Origin of the sequence: Streptococcus parasanguinis, from assembly GCF_016648925.1 — a bacterium.
In the GTDB taxonomy this organism is placed as follows: domain Bacteria; phylum Bacillota; class Bacilli; order Lactobacillales; family Streptococcaceae; genus Streptococcus.
In genome coordinates, this window is sequence record NZ_JACLQX010000025.1 from 1 (window position 1) to 20,914 (window position 20,914).

Consider the following 20,914-nt stretch of genomic DNA (forward strand, 5'->3'; position numbering starts at 1 on the left):
TACAGCCCTACTCAACTGTGCGGAGGTGGGACGATGAAATCGAATTCTAACGAATTACCGATTTCTGTCCCACTCTCTTTTTTTATCCTGCTTCCTTCTCTTTTATGGTATACTGAAAGCGACAACATGATTGGAGCTCCCGATGAAAAAGATCCCCTTAGTATTTTCAGGCTGTCTGTTAGGACTGGTTGGCGCTGGAAACCTTCTTGCAGACTCGCTACCCTTCCTTGCTCACGCCTTTAGTCTGACAGGTTTGTTCTTCTGGTTTTTCTTTGTAGTTTATCATGCGATTCGCTGGCAAGAAACCAAGATAGAATTCCAACAACCAGCTCTTTTATCTGGGATGGCGACTTTTCCCATGGCAGGGATGATTTTATCCACCTATCTTTTGCGCCTCTTTCCCGCCTTTGGGGGTCTATCACAGTTGGTCTGGTGGTCTGCCTTTCTCTTGGATCTGGGCTTAATTCTCTATTTTACCAAGACCCATGTCCTAGCGCGACCAAGAGCCAATGCCACTCCCAGTTGGACCGTTCTCTATGTGGGCATTGCAGTAGCAGCTTTGACCTATCCCGTTGTGGGAATAAGGGAGATTGCTTATCTCGCTTTAGTGATTGGTTTTGGTTTGACCTTTCTTCTTTATCCCCTTATCTATCATGATTTGAAGCAGTCCCCCTTACCCAGTCATCTGTTGGGGCAAGAAGGCATCTATTGTGCTCCCTTTTCTCTTCTTTTAGCAGCCCTGGTTCGTGTGGGTGGAGCGAGCTTGCCCACCTGGTTCTTACTGATCATGGTGGTGGCCTCGCAAGGTTTTTATTTCTTTGTTTTGACGCGCCTACCGAAAATGATCACAGAAGGTTTTCAACCTGCTTTTTCAGCCCTGACCTTTCCAACAGTCATCACAGCGACCTCTTTGAAAATGGCCCAAGGCTTGTTGCAACTACCTTTCTTGACAGCTCTCGTATGGCTGGAAACTCTTCTTTGTCTCTTGATTTTAGTCGCTGTCCTAGGTGGTTATGTGGCCTATCTCAGAGAGTAGGAAGGCATCCTTTTTCATTGAAACCTTGTCACGATTATGGTAAGATGCACTATACGATTTGTCATACTTTATAGGAAAGGTATCTATGAAATTCATCAAAGGAAAGCTCTCACTGCTGTATCCCCTCTTTCTGCTCTTGTTTTATTTTTATGTTCGGTCTCAATTTCGCCCCTTGGCCCAGTATGTCTCCAACAGTGTAGCAAGCGCCAATAGCTATTATTGGACCTTATTTGGCCTAGAAGGCCTCTATGCAGTCTTTACAGGATTTTTGGTCTACCGTTTTTCTAAAAAAGCGCAGTTTAAGCTGGGAAAGAACCCCCTTCAAGCTCTGATAGAAGCCGTTTTTGCGGCTTGTTTGGTCTACTGGTTGGACTACTTCATCAGTGGTTTTGTTCAAGGACGGGCAGCCGTTTTGAGTCTCTTTCCACGGGAAATTAGCCCCACAGGGGTGCTTATCCTAGTGATCGCAATGGTTATCATACGGCCGGTGACAGAAGAGCTGATCTTTCGTGGAGCCTTGGTGAATGCCTACTTCAAAGGCTGGAAACTCTATGCTGAGATTTGGCTTCCAGCCCTCATCTACAGTGGCTTACATTTTCTCCACAATCCCTTTTCGCTGGGAGCTTCTATCATCTATCTCCTGCCGAGTGTGATTTTTGGGATCCTGTATTATCGGAGCAAGACGCTCCTTGCCCCTATTTTGGCTCATATCTTGCTCAATCTCTACTACACCTTGCCTTTACTTTTATCTGTATTTAAGTAGCAACCGATTTCCTGAGTGAGATTGGTTTTTTTTGAAAATATGGTATAATAGAATAAATTTAAAAGAGGGAGTTGAGGTTTGAAAAAAAGCTACCGCGTCAAACGTGACAAAGATTTTAATGCTATTTTTAAAAGTGGTCAAAATGTTGCCAATCGGAAATTCGTTGTTTACCGCTTGCGCAAAGACCAACCGCATTTTCGAGTCGGCCTGTCTGTTAGTAAGAAACTGGGAAATGCTGTGACCAGAAATCGCATCAAACGTTTGATTCGCCATGTTTTGATCAAACACCAAGCCTTCCTTACGACCGATGATTTTGTTGTCATTGCTCGTAAAGGAGTGGAGGAGCTCGACTTTCATCAAGTAGAGAAAAATCTTGTACATGTCTTAAAATTAGCGCATGTCTACCAAGAAAGGGAATAATGTGAAAAAGAAACTGAAGTTAACTGGATTATTTGGAGCGGCCTTATTGGTCTTGACAGCTTGTGGAACTTCTCAAGTGACAGCTCAGTCGACAGGTGGTTGGGAACGCTTCGTCTACTTCTTTGCAGAAGCCATCCGCTTCTTGTCCTTTGGCGGAAGTATCGGTGTAGGGATTATCGTCTTTACCATTGTGATTCGGACGGTCCTCTTGCCTCTCTTCCAATATCAAATGAATTCAACCCGCAAAATGCAGGAAATTCAACCCCTCCTCAAGGAATTGCAAGCTAAGTATCCTGGGAAGGATCTCGATAGCCGGACTAAGCTTTCTGAAGAGATGCGGGCCCTTTACAAGGAAAAAGGCGTCAAAACGTCTTCAGCCTTCCTTCCTCTCTTGATCCAGATGCCGGTCTTGATGGCCTTGTTCCAAGCGCTGAGCCGTGTCGAATTCCTTAAAGTCGGTCACTTCCTTTGGTTGGACCTTGGTGCGATCGACCCGACTTATATCTTGCCGGTTCTTGCAGCACTCTTCACATTTTTCAGCAGTTGGTTGACAAATAAAGCCATGCCAGAGCGCAATGGTAGTGCGACAACCATGATGTATGTGATGCCTGTGATGATCTTCTTCTTTGCCTTGTTCTCAGCCAGCGGGGTCGCACTATACTGGGTGACTTCCAATGCTTACCAAGTCGGGCAAACCTATCTCTTGAACAACCCCTTCAAGATTATTGCAGAGCGTGAAGCAAAAGAGCAAGCTTCGCGCGACATGGAAAAACAAAAACGCCGTGCCCTAAACAAAGCACAGAAAAAGAAAAAATAAGAAAGAGGTGGACATATGGTCCTATATACTGGAGCAACTGTTGAAGAAGCGATTCAAAAAGGTCTGAACGATTTAGATATTCCTCGTATGAAGGCACATATTACGGTTGTAGCGCGTGAAAAGAAAGGTTTTCTTGGCTTGTTTGGGAAAAAACCAGCCCAAGTAGAGATTGAACCCATTGCAGAAACAACGGTTGTAAAAGCCAATCAAAAAGCTGTCAAAGGTGTCCCAGATGAGATCAATGCGCAAAACGAACCGGTTAAGACGGTGAGCGAAGCAACGGTCGATCTCGGACGCGTCGTAGCAGCGATCAAAAAGGTCGAAGAAGAAGGAGAAGTTGTCTCTGAAGAAATCAAGACAGAAATCCTGAAACATGACAAAGAAGCAGATACCGTTCTTGAAGAAAAAGGGCATGAACATATCCTTGAAAAAGTCAAAGAACCAGTGGCAAAAGAATCAAGCGAGTCTGATTTCTCAAACCTTGGGATCGAGGTAGAGGAAAACTACAATATCGAAGAAGTCGTAGATGATGTGACAGCCTATGTTCAAACAGTGGTCGATGAAATGGATGTGGATGCGACCATCTCAAGTAGTCACAACCGCCGTACGGTCAATATGCAAATTGATACCAATGAACCAGGACGTGTCATTGGTTACCACGGAAAAGTCTTGAAGGCTCTTCAACTATTGGCACAAAATTACCTCTATAACCGCTATTCAAAGAATTTTTACATTACCATTAATGTTAATGACTATGTAGAACACCGGGCGGAAGTTCTTCAAAGCTATGCTCAGAAGTTGGCAACGCGTGCCCTCGAAGATGGGCAAGCCCAACAGACAGATCCGATGTCAAACAGTGAACGCAAAATCATTCACCGTATTGTCTCTAAGATGGAAGGAGTCACTAGCTACTCTGAAGGGGAAGAACCAAACCGTTACGTAGTGGTAGACATCGAAGGATAATCAAGCTATTATTTCCTATAAGGGAGAGACGGGATTGAGCCGATCTCTCCTTTTTTAGGTTTAGAAAGGAAGCAGATGGCATTTGCAGCGATTCGAGAGTTTTTAAAGCTTCAAGGAATGAAATACCTGGCTCCAGCAAAGGCAGGGGTGCTAGCATCGGAGATGGAGCAGTATCGTGCCCTAGCTCAAGCGGCTCGTAAGGAATTCACCGATTTGGTCTCAGCCTTTCAGAAGCGCCACCCCTACTTGGAGCAAGATCGGACCAGTCAATGGATGAACCAGGCCCAGGTCTTGCGGGCTCATTTTTGGGCCTATCTAAAAGGAGAAGGGACGATGGCAGAGCCTATGTTTGCATTGAGGCTCTATGGAGATGCAGTTGATTTTGGAGTTTCCTTAGAGGTGAGTTTTATCGAGCGAAAAAAAGATGAGCAGAGCCTTCAAAAACAACAAATGGTTCTCACCATACCCATCACTCAGCCAGTTTATTATTTCGCCCAGAAAAATGGAGAGAGTCAAAGGGTAGAAGGAACAGAAAAGAATCGCCATGATCTGTTGCAAGGAGTAGCAGAAGGGACGGTTCGTAAGGTCCTCGTCAAATACGATGTTTCTCTAGTTGAGGAGAGTTCCCTAGAGAATATCCTGGATCAGTTGCAAGAGGCGCTGGTGGCTCTGGAACCCTATTACTTGGCAACCCGTCAGGTGTAGAAAGGTGTTCTCCGACCTGTATTTGCAACAATTTTGCCATAGCTATTGACAAATAGAGTCGAATCCGATAAAATAGTAAAGTATGTTTAGTAACTGATCACAACTAGCCGGCTAAACGAATACAAAATCTATGAGGAGGTATTCATCGTGAAACGTACTTATCAACCAAGTAAACTTCGTCGTGCGCGCAAACATGGTTTCCGTCACCGTATGGCAACTAAAAATGGTCGTCGCGTATTGGCAGCTCGTCGTCGTAAAGGACGCAAAGTTTTGGCTGCCTAATTCAGATAAAAACCTAAAAACCAGTAGAAACTCGAGACTACTGGTTTTTGTTTTGTCCGAAAGTGAATTTAGAGGCGCTTTCTGCTATAATAGAAAGAAGAAAAACTCGGAAGAAAAGGAAGATCATGCAGATTTTTGATACCCACACCCATCTCAATGTGGAAGAATTCGCAGGAAAAGAACAAGAAGAGCTCGACTTGGCCAAGGAAATGGGTGTTGTAGCCCACAATATCGTTGGTTTTGACAAACCGACGATTGAGCGTGCCATGGAGTTGGCAGACCAGCATCCAGAACTCTATCTCACGCTTGGTTGGCACCCCACTGAGGCAGGCGATTATACTCCTGAAGTGGAGGCCTATTTACTTGAACAGCTAAAACATCCCAAAGTTGTCGCACTCGGAGAAATCGGTCTGGATTACCACTGGATGACGGCACCAAAAGATGTCCAAGAAAAGGTTTTTCGTCGTCAGATTCAATTGTCTAAGGACTTGGACCTCCCCTTTGTGGTGCATACACGCGATGCTTTAGAAGATACTTATGGCATCATCAAGAGTGAAGGAGTTGGTCCTCGCGGTGGGATCATGCATTCTTTCTCAGGAAGTTTAGAAGAAGCGAAACGCTTCATGGATTTGGGAATGATGATTTCCTTTTCTGGAGTGGTGACCTTTAAGAAAGCCACAGATGTCCAAGAAGCGGCAGCTGGCCTTCCGTTAGACAAGATCTTGGTTGAAACAGATGCCCCTTACCTGGCACCAGTTCCCAAACGTGGTCGAGAAAATAAAACAGCCTACACTCGTTATGTGGTAGATTTTATTGCAGAACTACGTGGCTTAACAACAGAAGAAGTGGCTCAGGCAACCTATGACAATGCAAGAAAGGTATTTGGCCTTGACTGAGAAAAGAAAAATACCGGAAGTGATTATCGTGGAGGGCAAGGATGACACAGCCAATCTCCGTCGTTTTTATGAGGTGGATACCTATGAAACGCGAGGCTCTGCGATCGATCAAGATGACTTGGAACGAATTGCTACCTTGCAAGAGTTGCGTGGGGTCATTGTCTTTACCGATCCAGACTATAATGGCGAGCGCATTCGCAAGATCATTATGCAAGAGGTGCCCCAAGCCAAACATGCCTTTTTAAATCGTGGTGAAGCAGTCCCCAAATCCAAGACCAAGGGGCGTTCTCTTGGAGTGGAGCATGCGAACTTTGAAGATTTAGAAAAAGCCCTAGCTGGACTGGTCGGGTCTTACGAAGATGAAAATTTCTTTGATATCACAAAGACCGACTTGATGCGGCTTGGACTGTTGATGGGAAGCGATAGTCGCAAACGGCGGGAATATCTAGGAGAAGCCTTGCGCATCGGCTACTGCAATGGCAAGCAATTACTCAAACGCTTGGAGTTGTTTGGAATTAGTTTGGCTGAGGTTGAAGCTACCATGAAAAGTTATGAGAATTGAGAAACTCCCCCAAAAGCAAGGGGAAGATGACGCAATAGAAGTAAGTATATACGGTTTAATCAGGCTTGGTTGCAAGCATTAGAAAAGTGACTCCATAGGATTTGTTATGAGTGTAGATAATGAGGATAATTTATGGGAATCTTCGATTTTTTAAAAAAGACAGAAACAACTGAAGCAACAAACAAAACAGTAGAGTCAATTGACAAAACATGCTTGGGAGTTCTAGAACTATTTCCGATAAAGGAGACGAATGAGTTATTGATTATTGGGAGCTTAGAGGGCGGACTCAAGGTTGGGGATTGTCTGCAATTTTGCAATCCCGATCAAGGTATGGACGCTCTTGGTTCTGTAGTCGTGAAAAAACTCATTAATCAAAATAAGGATGTAGATGTTCTCACGGATGAATCTCTAGCTCATTTGGTCATCGATATGGAAACTTCCTTGGTTAATCTTAAAAAGGGAAGTGTTCTCTATAGTTATGGTGTCGATGAGGAACAACGGCTATCAAGCTATACAGATGCTCTTTATAACGCGTTTGTAATTGTCCAAAAAGGTCAAATGTCCAATGAAGACTATCAAGCCGCTAGTCTTGATGATAGCATAGAAATATTGCGCCTCTTTTTATGGGAGTGCCGTCAAAATCAGAAAACTGAAAGTGAAGAAAGCTATCAAGCTAACACTCGAAAGCTAGAACGCCTAGCAGAAATCGTCAAGGACAAGTTGTTAGCAGCAGATTCGATTTACGCGGTCTTTTCAGAAAAAACGGGGGAAGCGTATCTTTTCTCAACGACCTATGATAAAGGTGAAGAGGGCTATCTCTGTTCAGACCCGATGATCATGCTATATACGCCGCGTTGGTATCACCAATTTAAGGAAACCATTGATCGTCGACCAAATTCAGTTGTGAAACTGATTGAAAATACAGCAGATAAAAAAGGAATTGAGAATTTTCTTGGGACAGCCTTTTACTTAAATGGAGCTTTGGGAGCAGCCTTTAATACCAAGGAAGTCAGCATTAGTGCTTCTGTTTTGGTTCAGAAACCAGATTTTTCGAACCTACCAGAGATACAAGTTCCTGTTATGAATCCTGATATTGTAAGATGGATGCTGTTGATGGGGCAGATGGATAAGCCTACAACAGATGACGAAGAAGTAATATATAAGCTCTATTATAAATTCTTCTCAGCAGCCATGCCAAAAGCCAAACTCCTCATTCCTTTAAATGCTACTTCGGGATTCCCCGATAAGAGTCAGGGAGCCAACTCCTTTGTATTGAAAGAAGACGCTAAGTTCAGCATCCCAGTCAGAGAAGGAAAAGATGGGCGCAATTCTGTGCCAGTATTTACTGATTGGAAACGTCTGCGAATGGTCTTTGATGAAAAGTGGAATGGCATGATTGAAGAAGCTGGTGGCATGATTGAAGGCTTTGACTATGCCATAAATCCAACGGAGTATTATGAAGCGGGTGCCTATGTTAGCCTAACAGCTTTTAAGGAAATGCAAAAGTTTAGTGAGGAACTAGAAGGCAGAGATAAAGATTAGAGAGTTTCTTTCATTGGGAAACTATATAGTTTTATCTACATCTTACCTGAACCACTACCCTTTTTCAAAGATTTTGAAAGGAAATGGAATGGCGAATAGAAGTTATATTTACTTAAAAAACGGAGATGAAGCTCGTATCTTAACAGAGGGAATTTACACGATACCTTATTTTTGGCAATTGTTTTGGGATGAAGAAGATTTAAAAGCTCCTATTGCTCTCTGGGAAACAGCAGAAGAACTTGAAGAAGATGAAGAACAAGCAGAAAGATTTTACCAAGAGCAGAATGTAGATATCTTGCTTCCTATTGAAAAATTCCAGCAAAACGCCCTCCAAAATCGGTCTTTTTTAGAAGAAAATGCTTCTCAGACCTTACAATTATATGATGCCTTTGTTCGTTATATTCTTGCAAACGTAAAAGATGGTGATGTGCTCGGATTTGATGTCTTAGATGTTGTTTTTATGGACCAAGTGTCTGTTGTTTCTGATAAACTGTTAAAAAATATACGAGCTATTCGGGAAAATCAACCCAAAGATTTAGATTTTTCTTTGACAGAAAAGAACTTAATTGGTCTTGCTATGGGCTTTCCTGATTATTATGCTTCAGAATTATTGCCAGAAGACAATATTCTAGATTCGGTTGCCTATCAGGATGAACTGAAGAAAATGAACCCCCAAGAAGATAAGAAAGCGATCGATATGACTGGAGCCGATTCACAAGGGAACAAGTCTCGTGTTCTTTTAGTGTTTTGGATTTTGTTGGCATTAGGAATTATGTGGGTTTTATATATTGTTTTTAGCTAATAAATAGAAAAGAGAATACATGAGAATTGCAGATTATAGCGTGACCAAGGCAGTGCTGGAGCGTCACGGATTTACCTTTAAAAAATCCTTCGGTCAAAACTTTTTGACCGATACCAACATCCTTCAAAAAATTGTGGATACGGCAGAGATCGATAAGCAGGTCAATGTCATCGAAATTGGTCCTGGGATTGGGGCACTTACTGAGTTCTTGGCAGAAAATGCCGCAGAAGTCATGGCCTTTGAGATCGATGACCGCTTGGTTCCTATTTTGGCGGATACCTTACGGGATTTTGATAATGTCACAGTTGTCAACCAAGACATCCTCAAGGTAGACCTCAACCAGTACATCGCAGAGTTTAAAAATCCAGACCTTCCGATCAAGGTGGTGGCTAACCTTCCGTATTACATCACAACTCCCATCCTCATGCACTTGATCGAATCCAAGATTCCTTTCCAAGAATTTGTGGTCATGATGCAAAAAGAGGTGGCAGACCGCATCTCGGCTGAGCCCAACACCAAGGCTTATGGTTCTTTATCCATTGCAGTCCAATACTATATGACTGCTAAGGTAGCCTTTATCGTGCCTCGCACCGTCTTTGTGCCAGCACCAAACGTCGACTCTGCCATTTTGAAGATGGTCCGTCGCGAAGAACCAGCAGTAGCTGTCAAGGATGAAGATTTCTTCTTCTCTGTCAGCAAGGCTAGCTTTGTCCACCGCCGCAAAACACTTTGGAACAACTTGACTAGTCGCTTTGGCAAGACCGAAGAAATCAAAGCCAAACTGGAAGCAGGAATCCAAGCTGCAGGCCTGCAACCTTCTGTACGAGGAGAAGCTCTGAGCTTAGAAGACTTCGCTCGCCTAGCAGATGGCCTTCTAGAAGTAGGAATAAAATAACAGAAAAGACATGAGCTTCGTAGCTCATGTCTTGTTTTTGTAGAAGGAAAGGACGGGATTTGAACCCGCGCGTGAAGAAAATCCACTTGCCGGATTTCGAGTCCGGTGCCGTACCGAGCTGGGCCACCTTTCCAAGATGCGGAGAAAGGGATTTGAACCCTCACGCCCGAAGGGGCACATGCGCCTGAAGCATGCGTGTCTGCCGTTCCACCACCTCCGCATAGTTCTATTATACACTTTTTAGGAAAAATGCCAAGGAAAAAAAGGAAGGTGCCCTTTCCCGAATTCTGCTAAAAGACAAGTCATAACGGATACTCCGTCTTCTGTTTCTATCCGTTTAAAAAACGAACCTATTCGTTTCTAAAAGCGTTCGGAGAGGTTCACTTTTCGTTTTTTATTATCAAGCAATCCAGCCTTATTTCTCATTTTTTGGTATAATAGATAGTATTAATCTCAAAGGAGTGCGATTTGCAAGGAACAATCGTCAAGGCCTTGGCTGGCTTCTACTACGTGGAGTCAGACGGTCACATTTACCAGACACGGGCTCGTGGAAATTTTAGAAAAAAAGGACAGACTCCTTATGTGGGGGATCAGGTGGAGTTCTCTGCTGAAGAGAATTCGGAAGGCTACATTTTGAGCATTGCGCCTCGAAAAAATAGCCTCGTGCGTCCTCCTATTGTCAATATTGATCAGGCAGTAGTGATCATGTCAGCGAAGGAGCCGGATTTCAATGCCAATCTTTTAGACCGTTTTCTGGTTCTTTTGGAGCACAAGGGGATTCATCCCATTGTCTATATTTCAAAACTGGACTTGTTAGAAGATATGGAAGACATCCAATACTACCAAGGAATCTATCAGGCTATTGGCTACGACTTTGTCTTGTCGATTGAGGAACTCTTGCCCCTTTTGACCAATCAAACCACGGTCTTTATGGGACAGACCGGTGTAGGAAAATCGACCTTGCTCAATAAAATCGCTCCGGATCTGGAGCTTGAAACGGGTGAGATTTCAGATAGTCTGGGGCGCGGTCGACACACGACCCGAGCTGTCAGCTTTTACCATTTAAATGGAGGAAAGATCGCAGATACGCCTGGCTTCTCCTCCCTCGATTATGAAGTGACGACCAGCGAAGACTTAAATCAAGCCTTCCCAGAGATCGCCGATGTGAGCCACTCTTGTAAATTTCGTACCTGTACCCACACGCATGAGCCCGCTTGTGCGGTGAAACCAGCCGTTGAAAGAGAGGAAATTGCGCCTTTCCGTTATGAGGATTACTTGCAATTTCTAAGTGAGATTGAAAACCGTCGCGAAACCTATAAAAAAGTTTCGAAAAAAATGCCAAAATAGGAGACACTACAACGATGAAAACAATGAAAATTGCACCCTCAATTTTGAGTGCAGATTATGCCAATTTTGAAAGTGAATTGAAACGCTTAGAAGCAGCTGGAGCTGACTATGCCCATATCGATGTCATGGATGGCCATTTTGTGCCCAATATCAGCTTTGGAGCTGGTGTCGTAGAGAGCATGCGTCCGCATAGCAAGTTGGTCTTTGATTGCCACTTGATGGTCACCAATCCCGAACACCATATCGAAGAATTTGCCCGTGCAGGTGCTGACATCATCAGCATCCATGTGGAAGCTACTCCTCATATCCACGGAGCTCTTCAAAAAATTCGTCAAGCGGGTGTGAAGGCTAGTGTCGTGATCAACCCAGGGACTCCTGTAGACAGTATCAAACATGTCTTGAACTTGGTGGATCAAGTCTTGGTTATGACCGTTAATCCAGGATTCGGTGGCCAAGCCTTCTTGCCTGAAACCATGGACAAGGTGCGCGAATTAGTCGCTCTTCGTGAAGAAAAAGGTTTAGACTTTGATATCGAAGTGGATGGTGGAATTGATGCTCAAAGTATTTCCCAAGCAAAAGAAGCCGGGGCCAATGTCTTTGTAGCGGGCTCTTATGTCTTTAATGGGGAGGTCAATGAGCGCGTTCAAACGCTCCGAGATGCTGTAAATGGGTAACATCGCAATACTGGCAGGAGGTGACAGCACGCTCTTGCCAAAAGATCAAGAGCTTTACGTAGGTGTCGACGGTGGCTGTTTGAAGTTACTGGAACAAGGCCTGCCTTTAGATATAGCTGTGGGGGATTTCGATTCTGTCTCTGAGACTGATTTGCATCAGATCCGAACCCAAGCCAAGCAGGTTGTTCAGTCCGTTCCTGAAAAGAATGATACGGATTTGGAATTGGCCTTGAAAGCGGTCTTTGAGGCCTATCCAGATGCTGTTGTCACTGTTTACGGTGCCTTTGGTGGTCGCTTGGATCACTTTTTGTCCAATATCTTTTTGCCGACCGATCCAGACCTAGCTCCCTACATGGAGCAGATCCAATTAGTCGATGGTCAAAATCGCTTGATCTACAGACCAGCTGGTTGCCATGAGATTCAGCCAGATCCAGCCATGTCTTATGTTGGCTTTATGCCTGTCGGACAAGGCCACCTAGAGATTACAGGAGCCAAGTATCCGCTCCATCAGGAGAATTATTTTTTGAAGGCCATGTATGGCTCCAATGAATTTTTGGATCAACCGATTCAAGTGAGTCTTGACCGTGGCTATCTTGTCATTGTTTATAGTAAAGACAGAGGTTAATATGAATATCATTCTGCTTCTGATTGGCCTGCTCAATCTGGGCCTCCTCATCTATCTCTTGCAACGGTCAGATGATACAAGACCGGCTTTAAGAGAGTTGCTGGAAGACCATGAGGATCATTTGACAGACCAGTTGGACTATCGTTTTGAAAAAGAAAGACAAGCAAGCCAGATTGCCAATCAGCAGTTAGAGATCGCTCTGACAGATCGTTTAACCGAGATGCGAGTGGAGATCCACCAGCAGACGACGGCTCTGCGCGCTGAGATGAACGAGCACTTTACTAAAAATCGGGACAAAACAGATGAGCGCATGCGCCAGATCCAAGAGTCCAATGAAGTGCGGCTAGAACAGATGCGCCAAACGGTAGAAGAAAAATTGGAGAAAACCTTGCAGCACCGCTTACAGACCTCCTTTGAGACGGTTTCAAAACAATTGGAGTCGGTCAACAAAGGGCTAGGAGAAATGCAGACGGTGGCGCGGGATGTCGGAACCCTTAATAAAGTTCTCTCCAATACCAAGACGCGTGGGATTATGGGCGAATTGCAGCTGGGTCAAATCATTGAAGATATCTTGACCCCAGCCCAGTATGAGCGGGAGTTTGTCACCGTTCCCCAATCCAGTGAGCGCGTGGAGTATGCTATTAAGCTTCCAGGACAAGGAGAGGAGCCAGTCTATCTGCCGATTGACTCTAAATTCCCACTGGAAGACTACTATCGTCTGGAAGAAGCTTATGAATCAGGAGAGAAAGAGGAGATCGAGCGTTACCGCAAGGCCCTTCTTGCTAGTATCAAGCGTTTTGCTAAGGATATCCAACAAAAATACCTCTTTCCACCAGCGACAACGAATTTCGGAATTCTCTTTTTGCCAACTGAAGGCCTCTATTCCGAAGTGGTTCGCAATCCAGAATTCTTCGATCGCTTGCGTCGGGACGAACAAATTTTAGTGGCTGGGCCAAGTACGCTATCAGCCCTCTTGAACTCCTTGTCTGTTGGCTTTAAAACGCTCAACATCCAAAAGAGTGCAGATGACATTAGCAAGGTGTTGGGATCGGTCAAATCAGAATTCCATAAGTTTGGAGGGATTCTGGCCAAGACTCAGCGCCATTTAAAGAATGCTTCCAATAATATTGATGATTTGCTAACCAGACGGACCAGTGCCATCGAGCGGACACTCCGCCAAATCGAAAGCGATGAGGACCTGCTGGGACTAGATGTATATATAGAAGATGGAGAAGATGATGGTCAAAATTAACCAAATGAAAAAAGATGAATTGTTCGAAGGATTCTATTTGATCAAGTCAGCAGAAGTGCGTCAAACGCGGGCCGGGAAAAACTACCTCGCCTTTGTCTTCCAGGATGAGACCGGTACAATCGAAGGTAAACTATGGGATGCCCAACCTCACAATGTAGAGAGCTTTACAGCTGGGCGCGTGGTCCATATGGCTGGTCGTCGGGAGGTCTACAATAATACTCCGCAAGTTAATCAATTGAATATGCGCTTGCCACAAGCAGGAGAGCCCAACAATCCAGCAGACTTCAAGGAAAAACCACCAGTAGATCCCAAGGAATTGCATGAATACCTGTCAAACATGATTTTCAAAATTGAAAATCCAGTTTGGCAACGGATTGTCCGTGCCCTCTATGGGAAATATGAGAAAGAGTTTTATAGCTATCCAGCTGCTAAAACCAACCATCATGCCTTTGAAGCAGGTCTCGCTTATCATACAGCGACCATGGTCCGCTTGGCAGATAGTATCGGCGATATCTATCCTCAGTTGAATAAGAGCTTGCTCTTTGCAGGGATTATGTTACACGATTTGGCCAAAGTGATTGAGTTGACGGGACCTGAAAATACAGAATACACTGTTCGAGGCAACCTCATCGGCCACATTGCACTGATCGATGAAGAAATCACCAAGGTCTTGCAAGACTTGAAGATTGATGATCAAAAAGAAGAAGTGATCGTCCTTCGCCATGTGATCTTGAGTCACCATGGCTTGCTCGAATACGGTAGTCCCGTTCGTCCAAAAATCATGGAAGCAGAGATTATTCATATGATCGATAATTTGGATGCGGAAATGATGATGATGACAACAGCACTTGGCTTAATTGGTCCTGGCGAGATGACCAATAAAATCTTCGCTATGGAAAATCGTTCCTTCTATAAACCGAATCTCGACTAGTAAAAACAGAGATAAATACGGGAATGATTCTGCCAAAAATAAAATAATCAGGAAAAAACGGCCTTCTGTAAATCAGAATGTTCGTTTTTTTCGCTTCTTATGGTATAATGATAGAAAAAACTACATGGTGAGAAAATGAAATTAAGAAGAAGTGAACGGATGGTCGTAATTTCTAATTACTTGATCAACCATCCCTATGAATTGACTAGCCTCAATACGTTTGCGGAAAAGTATGAGTCTGCCAAGTCTTCCATCTCAGAAGATATCGTGATTATTAAGCGGGCTTTTGAAGAGATGGAAATCGGAAATATTGAGACCATTACAGGAGCTGGTGGAGGCGTGATCTTTACACCGTCTATCTCAGATCAAGAATCCAAAGAAATCGTTGAGGATCTTTGCAAGCAACTGTCTGAAAGTGATCGTATCCTTCCTGGTGGCTACATTTACTTGTCTGATCTTTTGAGCAATCCGAAGATTTTGAATCGGATCGGACGCATCATTGCCAAAGCCTTCCGAGATAAGAAGATTGATGCTGTCATGACCGTAGCGACCAAGGGAGTTCCACTAGCCAATGCAGTAGCTAATGTCTTGAATGTTCCATTCGTCATTGTCCGTCGTGATTTGAAAATCACAGAAGGGTCAACCGTTAGTGTCAACTATGTTTCAGGCTCAAGTGGGGATCGCATTGAGAAAATGTTCCTTTCAAAACGGAGCCTAAAAGCAGGAAGCCGGGTCTTGATTGTCGATGACTTCCTTAAAGGTGGCGGAACGATTAACGGGATGGTCAGCCTCTTGTCTGAATTTGATTCTGAATTAGCAGGAGTAGCTGTCTTTGCGGATAATGCTGCAACCGACCGTGAATTCTTTGAACACAAATCCTTATTGCGCGTGACCAACATCGATGTAAAAGAAAATAAATTGAGTGTCGAAGTTGGGAATATCTTTGATTAAGAGCAGCAAAGGAGGATCAAAAAGTGAAAAGAATTTTAGATCGATTTGATAATAGCCCTTTGTGGATTCGCTTGGTGACAGTTCTGTCTCTATCCTTTATATTGGTAGCTGGTTTGTATACCGTTAAAAAGAATACGGCTGCCCAGGTAACGACAGAAATTCAACCTGCTAAAAAAACAGGTTCCCTTCCAGTGAAAAAGGAAACAAAGGAAGAAAAAGAAAAGAAGGAAGAAAAGAAAAATACAGAAGCTGCTGAAAAAGCAGTCGTTCAAATGGAAACAACCCCAAGTCAAGATTCTGTGAACGCTGCCCAAGCTGCTGTGAAGAAAGTCAAAGATGCGACTCAAAAGCAATCGCTTGATGCCCGTATCCAATACATCGCTAACTATTATGGACTGACCTATGAGAGTGACACAGCGGCAACGCAGCAGACTCAAACAGACGCTAATGCCAACGCTGGAGTAGCTGAAGCCAATGCGACAGTTCAACCACAACAGCAACAACAGTATGCTCCGGCTGCAGATGCAGGGGCAGAAGTACCTGCTGAACCTGGTCAATAATGAACTTTTTCGACTTCTTTAAAAAATAAAAAAACATCTTGCAATCAAAGTGCCGTCATGTTATAATAATAGACGGTACTTTTTACTTTTGGTCTCTCAAGAGTGTACAGGGACGTGCTGACAAATGTTGCAAAAGTACACACAGATGGTAGCTGTCACCAAGTGTACCATCACCAAAAATAAAAAATTTCACAGGAGAATGTAGATGCCTACAATTAACCAATTGGTTCGCAAACCGCGTAAATCAAAAGTAGAAAAATCTAAATCACCAGCTTTGAACGTTGGTTACAACAGTCATAAAAAAGTTCAAACAAACGTTTCTTCACCACAAAAACGTGGTGTTGCAACTCGTGTTGGAACAATGACACCTAAAAAACCTAACTCTGCCCTTCGTAAATTTGCCCGTGTACGTTTGAGCAACTTGATCGAAGTAACTGCTTATATCCCAGGTATCGGACACAACTTGCAAGAACACAGCGTGGTTCTTCTTCGTGGTGGACGTGTAAAAGACCTTCCAGGGGTACGTTACCATATCGTCCGTGGAGCACTTGATACTGCAGGTGTAAACGATCGTAAACAAGGCCGTTCTAAATACGGTACTAAAAAACCAAAAGCATAAGGAAAGGGGATAAAGAAAAATGAGTCGTAAAAACCGTGCGCCTAAACGCGATGTATTGCCAGATCCGCTTTACAATTCACAATTAGTTACTCGTCTTATCAACCGCGTTATGCTTGATGGTAAACGTGGTACAGCTGCTTCAATCGTTTACGGAGCTTTCGAACAAATTAAAGAAGCTACTGGAAACGATGCTCTTGAAGTATTCGAAACAGCTATGGAAAACATCATGCCTGTACTTGAAGTACGTGCTCGCCGTGTCGGTGGTTCTAACTACCAAGTCCCAGTTGAAGTTCGTCCAGAACGTCGTACAACACTTGGACTTCGTTGGTTGGTAACAATCGCTCGTCAACGTGGTGAACACACAATGGTTGATCGTCTTGCAAAAGAAATCTTGGATGCAGCGAACAACACTGGTGCAGCTGTTAAGAAACGTGAAGATACTCACCGTATGGCTGAAGCTAACCGTGCATTCGCACACTTCCGCTGGTAAGATCATGATGCTAGGAACGGCAAGGATGCAAAGTGAAAATAGGAAACTGACGCAGTATTCGATGAATACAAGGAAGTTTATCTTTTTCACACAGCATCCCGTTCCGGCTCAAATCGGCTAACTAACTTTAGCCCGAGTTCAATTAAGCTTCGTCAGCTCTTGAACCCAATTCAACTCTTCTTACAAGTTGGAACCAAAACTTAGCATGAAAACACTGAGAACGGGTAGGTCCTGCCTATCCGTTTTTATTAAATCATGTTATAATAGAATATAGAAATAAAAAATATAGGAGAAACAAACCTCATGGCACGCGAATTTTCACTTGAAAAAACTCGTAATATCGGTATCATGGCTCACGTCGATGCTGGTAAAACAACTACAACTGAGCGTATCCTTTACTACACTGGTAAGATTCACAAAATCGGTGAAACTCACGAAGGTGCGTCACAAATGGACTGGATGGAGCAAGAACAAGAACGTGGTATCACTATCACATCTGCCGCTACAACAGCTCAATGGAAAGACACTCGTGTAAACATCATCGACACACCAGGACACGTGGACTTCACTATCGAAGTTCAACGTTCACTCCGCGTTTTGGACGGTGCTGTAACCGTTCTTGACTCACAATCAGGTGTTGAGCCTCAAACTGAAACAGTTTGGCGTCAAGCAACTGAATACGGAGTTCCACGTATCGTATTCGCTAACAAGATGGATAAAATCGGTGCTGACTTCCTTTACTCAGTAAGCACACTTCATGACCGTCTTCAAGCAAACGCTCACCCAATTCAATTGCCAATCGGTGCTGAAGATGACTTCCGCGGAATCATTGACTTGATTAAGATGAAAGCTGAAATCTATACTAACGACCTTGGTACAGATATCCTTGAAGAAGATATTCCAGCTGAATACCTTGAACAAGCTCAAGAATACCGTGAAAAATTGGTTGAAGCAGTTGCTGAAACTGATGAAGACTTGATGATGAAATACCTTGAAGGGGAAGAAATCACTAACGAAGAATTGAAAGCTGGTATCCGTAAAGCTACAATCAACGTTGAGTTCTACCCAGTACTTTGTGGTTCTGCCTTCAAGAACAAAGGGGTTCAATTGATGTTGGATGCGGTCCTTGACTACCTTCCAAGCCCACTTGATATCCCTGCAATCAAGGGTGTAAACCCAGATACAGACGAAGAAGAAGAACGTCCAGCATCTGATGAAGAGCCATTTGCAGCTCTTGCCTTCAAGATCATGACTGACCCATTCGTAGGTCGTTTGACATTCTTCCGTGTTTACTCAGGTGTCTTGAACTCAGGTTCATATGTATTGAACACTTCTAAAGGTAAACGTGAACGTATCGGACGTATCCTTCAAATGCATGCCAACACTCGTAAAGAAATCGAAACAGTTTACTCTGGGGATATCGCTGCTGCCGTTGGTTTGAAAGATACTACAACTGGTGACTCATTGACAGATGAAAAAGCAAAAATCATCCTTGAATCAATCGAAGTTCCAGAACCAGTTATCCAATTGATGGTTGAGCCTAAATCTAAAGCAGACCAAGACAAGATGGGTATCGCCCTTCAAAAATTGGCTGAAGAAGATCCAACATTCCGCGTTGAAACAAACCCTGAAACTGGTGAAACAGTTATCTCTGGTATGGGTGAGTTGCACTTGGATGTCCTTGTTGACCGTATGAAACGTGAATTCAAGGTTGAAGCTAACGTTGGTGCTCCTCAAGTATCTTACCGTGAAACATTCCGCGCTTCTACACAAGCACGTGGATTCTTCAAACGTCAATCTGGTGGTAAAGGTCAGTTTGGTGATGTTTGGATCGAATTTACTCCAAACGAAGAAGGTAAAGGATTCGAGTTCGAAAATGCTATCGTCGGTGGTGTGGTTCCACGTGAATTCATCCCTGCAGTAGAAAAAGGACTTCAAGAATCTATGGCAAACGGTGTTCTTGCTGGTTACCCAATGGTTGACGTGAAAGCTAAGCTTTACGATGGTTCATACCACGATGTCGACTCATCTGAAACTGCCTTCAAGATCGCTGCATCTCTTGCGCTTAAAGAAGCTGCTAAGACTGCACAACCAGCTATCCTTGAACCAATGATGCTTGTAACCATCACAGTTCCTGAAGAAAACCTTGGGGATGTTATGGGTCACGTAACTGCTCGTCGTGGACGTGTAGATGGTATGGAAGCACACGGTGCAAGCCAAATCGTTCGTGCTTATGTACCACTTGCTGAAATGTTCGGTTACGCTACTGTCCTTCGTTCTGCAACTCAAGGACGTGGTACTTTCATGATGGTATTTGACCACTACGAAGATGTACCAAAATCAGTACAAGAAGAAATCATTAAAAAAGCTAAAGGTGAAGCTTAATTTACCAATGCTTAAAAACTCTTCCCACTTTGGGAAGAGTTTTTCTTTGTTCCAAAAGTGAGTACAAGTAAAATAGCGCTTTTCCTATCGATCAAGACTTTGTGAAAAACTTTAATAAAAGAGGTGGTGATCTATGATAAATCTTGCTTTTCGTTGGGAAATAGTTGCTTTTTAATGCAATAAAGTATATAATAGAGACTGTTAAAAGATGTTTGGCGCTGTGTCAAGTTACTCTTTTCACAAAAAATTTTTTTGATTTTCATAAGGAGGAAATCACGAATGGTAGTTAAAGTTGGTATTAACGGTTTCGGTCGTATCGGACGTCTTGCTTTCCGTCGTATCCAAAACGTAGAAGGTGTTGAAGTTACACGCATCAACGACCTTACAGATCCAGTTATGCTTGCACACTTGTTGAAATACGATACAACTCAAGGTCGTTTCGACGGTACTGTGGAAGTTAAAGAAGGTGGATTCGAAGTTAACGGTAAATTCGTTAAAGTTTCTGCTGAACGCGATCCAGAACAAATCGACTGGGCTAACGACGGTGTAGAAATCGTTCTTGAAGCAACTGGTTTCTTTGCTACTAAAGCAGCTGCTGAAAAACACTTGCATGCTGGTGGTGCTAAGAAAGTTGTTATCACTGCTCCTGGTGGATCAGATGTTAAAACAGTCGTATTTAACACTAACCACGATATTCTTGATGGTACTGAAACAGTTATCTCAGGTGCTTCATGTACTACAAACTGCTTGGCTCCAATGGCTAAAGCTCTTCAAGATAACTTCGGTGTTGTTGAAGGATTGATGACTACTATCCACGCTTACACTGGTGACCAAATGATCCTTGACGGTCCACACCGTAAAGGTGACCTTCGTCGTGCACGCGCTGGTGCTGCTAACATCGTTCCTAACTCAACTGGTGCTGCTAAAGCAATCGGTTTGGTTATCCCTGAATTGAACGGTAAATTGGACGGAGCTGCACAACGTGTTCCTGTTCCAACTGGATCAGTTACTGAATTGGTAGTTGTTCTTGACAAGAACGTTACTGTTGATGAAGTGAACGCAGCTATGAAAGCAGCTTCAAACGAATCATACGGTTACACTGAAGATCCAATCGTTTCTTCAGACGTTGTAGGTATGTCTTACGGATCATTGTTTGACGCAACTCAAACTAAAGTTATTGACGTTGACGGTAAACAATTGGTTAAAGTTGTTTCATGGTATGACAACGAAATGTCTTACACTGCACAACTTGTTCGTACTCTTGAATACTTCGCAAAAATTGCTAAATAATTCATGTGTATGATGAGAGGAGGGAAACCTCCTCTTTTTTTGTACTTTTTTTAGGGCTTTCTCATCATATTATAGGAATTGCCAAAATAGATTGACAGTGCTAAATA

Annotated in this window: 23 protein-coding genes and 2 tRNA genes; 23 read left to right on the top strand and 2 right to left on the bottom strand. The window is 43.5% G+C overall.

Annotated elements, in window-relative coordinates; translation table 11 throughout:
- The first annotated feature begins 142 nt into the window (after positions 1–142).
- The 12 genes from H7T97_RS08555 (at position 143) to rsmA (ending at position 9,683) form a co-directional block, all read left to right on the top strand.
- A complete protein-coding gene (locus H7T97_RS08555) occupies positions 143–1,036 on the top strand; it encodes a TDT family transporter (protein ID WP_023919248.1) in 894 nt (297 codons plus the stop codon).
- A gap of 85 nt (positions 1,037–1,121) precedes the next feature.
- Positions 1,122–1,799, top strand: coding sequence for a CPBP family intramembrane glutamic endopeptidase (locus H7T97_RS08560; protein WP_023919246.1), 678 nt, complete (start codon positions 1,122–1,124; stop codon positions 1,797–1,799).
- Between the two features lie 78 nt (positions 1,800–1,877).
- Positions 1,878–2,219 carry a ribonuclease P protein component gene (rnpA, locus tag H7T97_RS08565; protein ID WP_003002960.1) on the top strand — a complete coding sequence of 114 codons (342 nt, stop codon included), beginning with the start codon at positions 1,878–1,880 and terminating at the stop codon, positions 2,217–2,219.
- Position 2,220: 1 nt separating this feature from the next.
- On the top strand, positions 2,221–3,036 hold the full coding sequence (locus H7T97_RS08570; protein ID WP_037599411.1) for a YidC/Oxa1 family membrane protein insertase: 816 nt from the start codon (positions 2,221–2,223) through the stop codon (positions 3,034–3,036).
- Between the two features lie 15 nt (positions 3,037–3,051).
- Positions 3,052–3,999, top strand: a complete 948-nt coding sequence (jag, locus tag H7T97_RS08575) for an RNA-binding cell elongation regulator Jag/EloR (RefSeq protein ID WP_195529314.1) — start codon at positions 3,052–3,054, stop codon at positions 3,997–3,999.
- Between the two features lie 75 nt (positions 4,000–4,074).
- A complete protein-coding gene (locus tag H7T97_RS08580) occupies positions 4,075–4,704 on the top strand; it encodes a ribonuclease P (RefSeq protein WP_201090052.1) in 630 nt (209 codons plus the stop codon).
- Between the two features lie 147 nt (positions 4,705–4,851).
- Positions 4,852–4,986: a 50S ribosomal protein L34 gene (rpmH, locus tag H7T97_RS08585; RefSeq protein WP_003003086.1), complete on the top strand. Its 135-nt coding sequence runs from the start codon at positions 4,852–4,854 to the stop codon at positions 4,984–4,986.
- A 125-nt stretch (positions 4,987–5,111) separates the two neighbouring features.
- Positions 5,112–5,882, top strand: coding sequence for a TatD family hydrolase (locus tag H7T97_RS08590; RefSeq protein ID WP_049471812.1), 771 nt, complete (start codon positions 5,112–5,114; stop codon positions 5,880–5,882).
- Entirely contained in the window at positions 5,854–6,444 is a 591-nt protein-coding gene (gene rnmV, locus H7T97_RS08595) for a ribonuclease M5 (protein ID WP_192832127.1), read from the top strand. The genes H7T97_RS08590 and rnmV overlap by 29 nt, the downstream gene beginning before the upstream one ends.
- A 132-nt stretch (positions 6,445–6,576) precedes the next feature.
- Complete coding sequence (locus H7T97_RS08600) at positions 6,577–7,986, top strand: SseB family protein (protein WP_049471810.1); 1,410 nt, start codon at positions 6,577–6,579, stop codon at positions 7,984–7,986.
- Positions 7,987–8,074: 88 nt separating this feature from the next.
- A complete protein-coding gene (locus H7T97_RS08605) occupies positions 8,075–8,788 on the top strand; it encodes a hypothetical protein (protein WP_049471809.1) in 714 nt (237 codons plus the stop codon).
- A 19-nt stretch (positions 8,789–8,807) separates the two neighbouring features.
- Entirely contained in the window at positions 8,808–9,683 is an 876-nt protein-coding gene (gene rsmA / locus H7T97_RS08610; protein ID WP_023919235.1) for a 16S rRNA (adenine(1518)-N(6)/adenine(1519)-N(6))-dimethyltransferase RsmA, read from the top strand.
- 44 nt (positions 9,684–9,727) lie between these two features.
- Here the strand turns inward: rsmA and H7T97_RS08615 are convergent.
- Positions 9,728–9,816, bottom strand: a tRNA-Ser gene (locus tag H7T97_RS08615).
- Positions 9,817–9,820: 4 nt separating this feature from the next.
- Positions 9,821–9,903 (bottom strand) — tRNA-Leu (locus H7T97_RS08620).
- Between the two features lie 248 nt (positions 9,904–10,151).
- Here H7T97_RS08620 and rsgA point away from each other — a divergent pair.
- From rsgA to gap, 11 genes are all read left to right on the top strand, one after another.
- Entirely contained in the window at positions 10,152–11,030 is an 879-nt protein-coding gene (gene rsgA / locus H7T97_RS08625) for a ribosome small subunit-dependent GTPase A (protein WP_023919233.1), read from the top strand.
- 14 nt (positions 11,031–11,044) lie between these two features.
- Positions 11,045–11,704: a ribulose-phosphate 3-epimerase gene (gene rpe, locus H7T97_RS08630; protein ID WP_023919231.1), complete on the top strand. Its 660-nt coding sequence runs from the start codon at positions 11,045–11,047 to the stop codon at positions 11,702–11,704.
- Positions 11,697–12,329 (top strand): thiamine diphosphokinase, encoded by a 633-nt coding sequence (locus tag H7T97_RS08635; protein ID WP_023919229.1) that lies wholly within the window; start codon positions 11,697–11,699, stop codon positions 12,327–12,329. The genes rpe and H7T97_RS08635 overlap by 8 nt, the downstream gene beginning before the upstream one ends.
- A 1-nt stretch (position 12,330) precedes the next feature.
- On the top strand, positions 12,331–13,581 hold the full coding sequence (locus H7T97_RS08640; RefSeq protein WP_023919228.1) for a DNA recombination protein RmuC: 1,251 nt from the start codon (positions 12,331–12,333) through the stop codon (positions 13,579–13,581).
- Positions 13,568–14,512, top strand: coding sequence for a 3'-5' exoribonuclease YhaM family protein (locus tag H7T97_RS08645; protein ID WP_150906852.1), 945 nt, complete (start codon positions 13,568–13,570; stop codon positions 14,510–14,512). The genes H7T97_RS08640 and H7T97_RS08645 overlap by 14 nt, the downstream gene beginning before the upstream one ends.
- A gap of 135 nt (positions 14,513–14,647) precedes the next feature.
- A complete protein-coding gene (gene purR / locus H7T97_RS08650; RefSeq protein ID WP_037599408.1) occupies positions 14,648–15,463 on the top strand; it encodes a pur operon repressor in 816 nt (271 codons plus the stop codon).
- A gap of 23 nt (positions 15,464–15,486) precedes the next feature.
- Entirely contained in the window at positions 15,487–16,023 is a 537-nt protein-coding gene (locus tag H7T97_RS08655) for a hypothetical protein (RefSeq protein ID WP_023919222.1), read from the top strand.
- A 205-nt stretch (positions 16,024–16,228) separates the two neighbouring features.
- A complete protein-coding gene (gene rpsL, locus H7T97_RS08660; protein ID WP_003003125.1) occupies positions 16,229–16,642 on the top strand; it encodes a 30S ribosomal protein S12 in 414 nt (137 codons plus the stop codon).
- A 19-nt stretch (positions 16,643–16,661) separates the two neighbouring features.
- Entirely contained in the window at positions 16,662–17,132 is a 471-nt protein-coding gene (gene rpsG, locus H7T97_RS08665) for a 30S ribosomal protein S7 (protein ID WP_003003105.1), read from the top strand.
- Between the two features lie 303 nt (positions 17,133–17,435).
- Entirely contained in the window at positions 17,436–19,517 is a 2,082-nt protein-coding gene (gene fusA, locus H7T97_RS08670) for an elongation factor G (RefSeq protein WP_003003071.1), read from the top strand.
- Positions 19,518–19,796: 279 nt separating this feature from the next.
- Positions 19,797–20,807 carry a type I glyceraldehyde-3-phosphate dehydrogenase gene (gap, locus tag H7T97_RS08675; protein WP_003003093.1) on the top strand — a complete coding sequence of 337 codons (1,011 nt, stop codon included), beginning with the start codon at positions 19,797–19,799 and terminating at the stop codon, positions 20,805–20,807.
- The last annotated feature ends 107 nt before the right edge of the window (positions 20,808–20,914 follow it).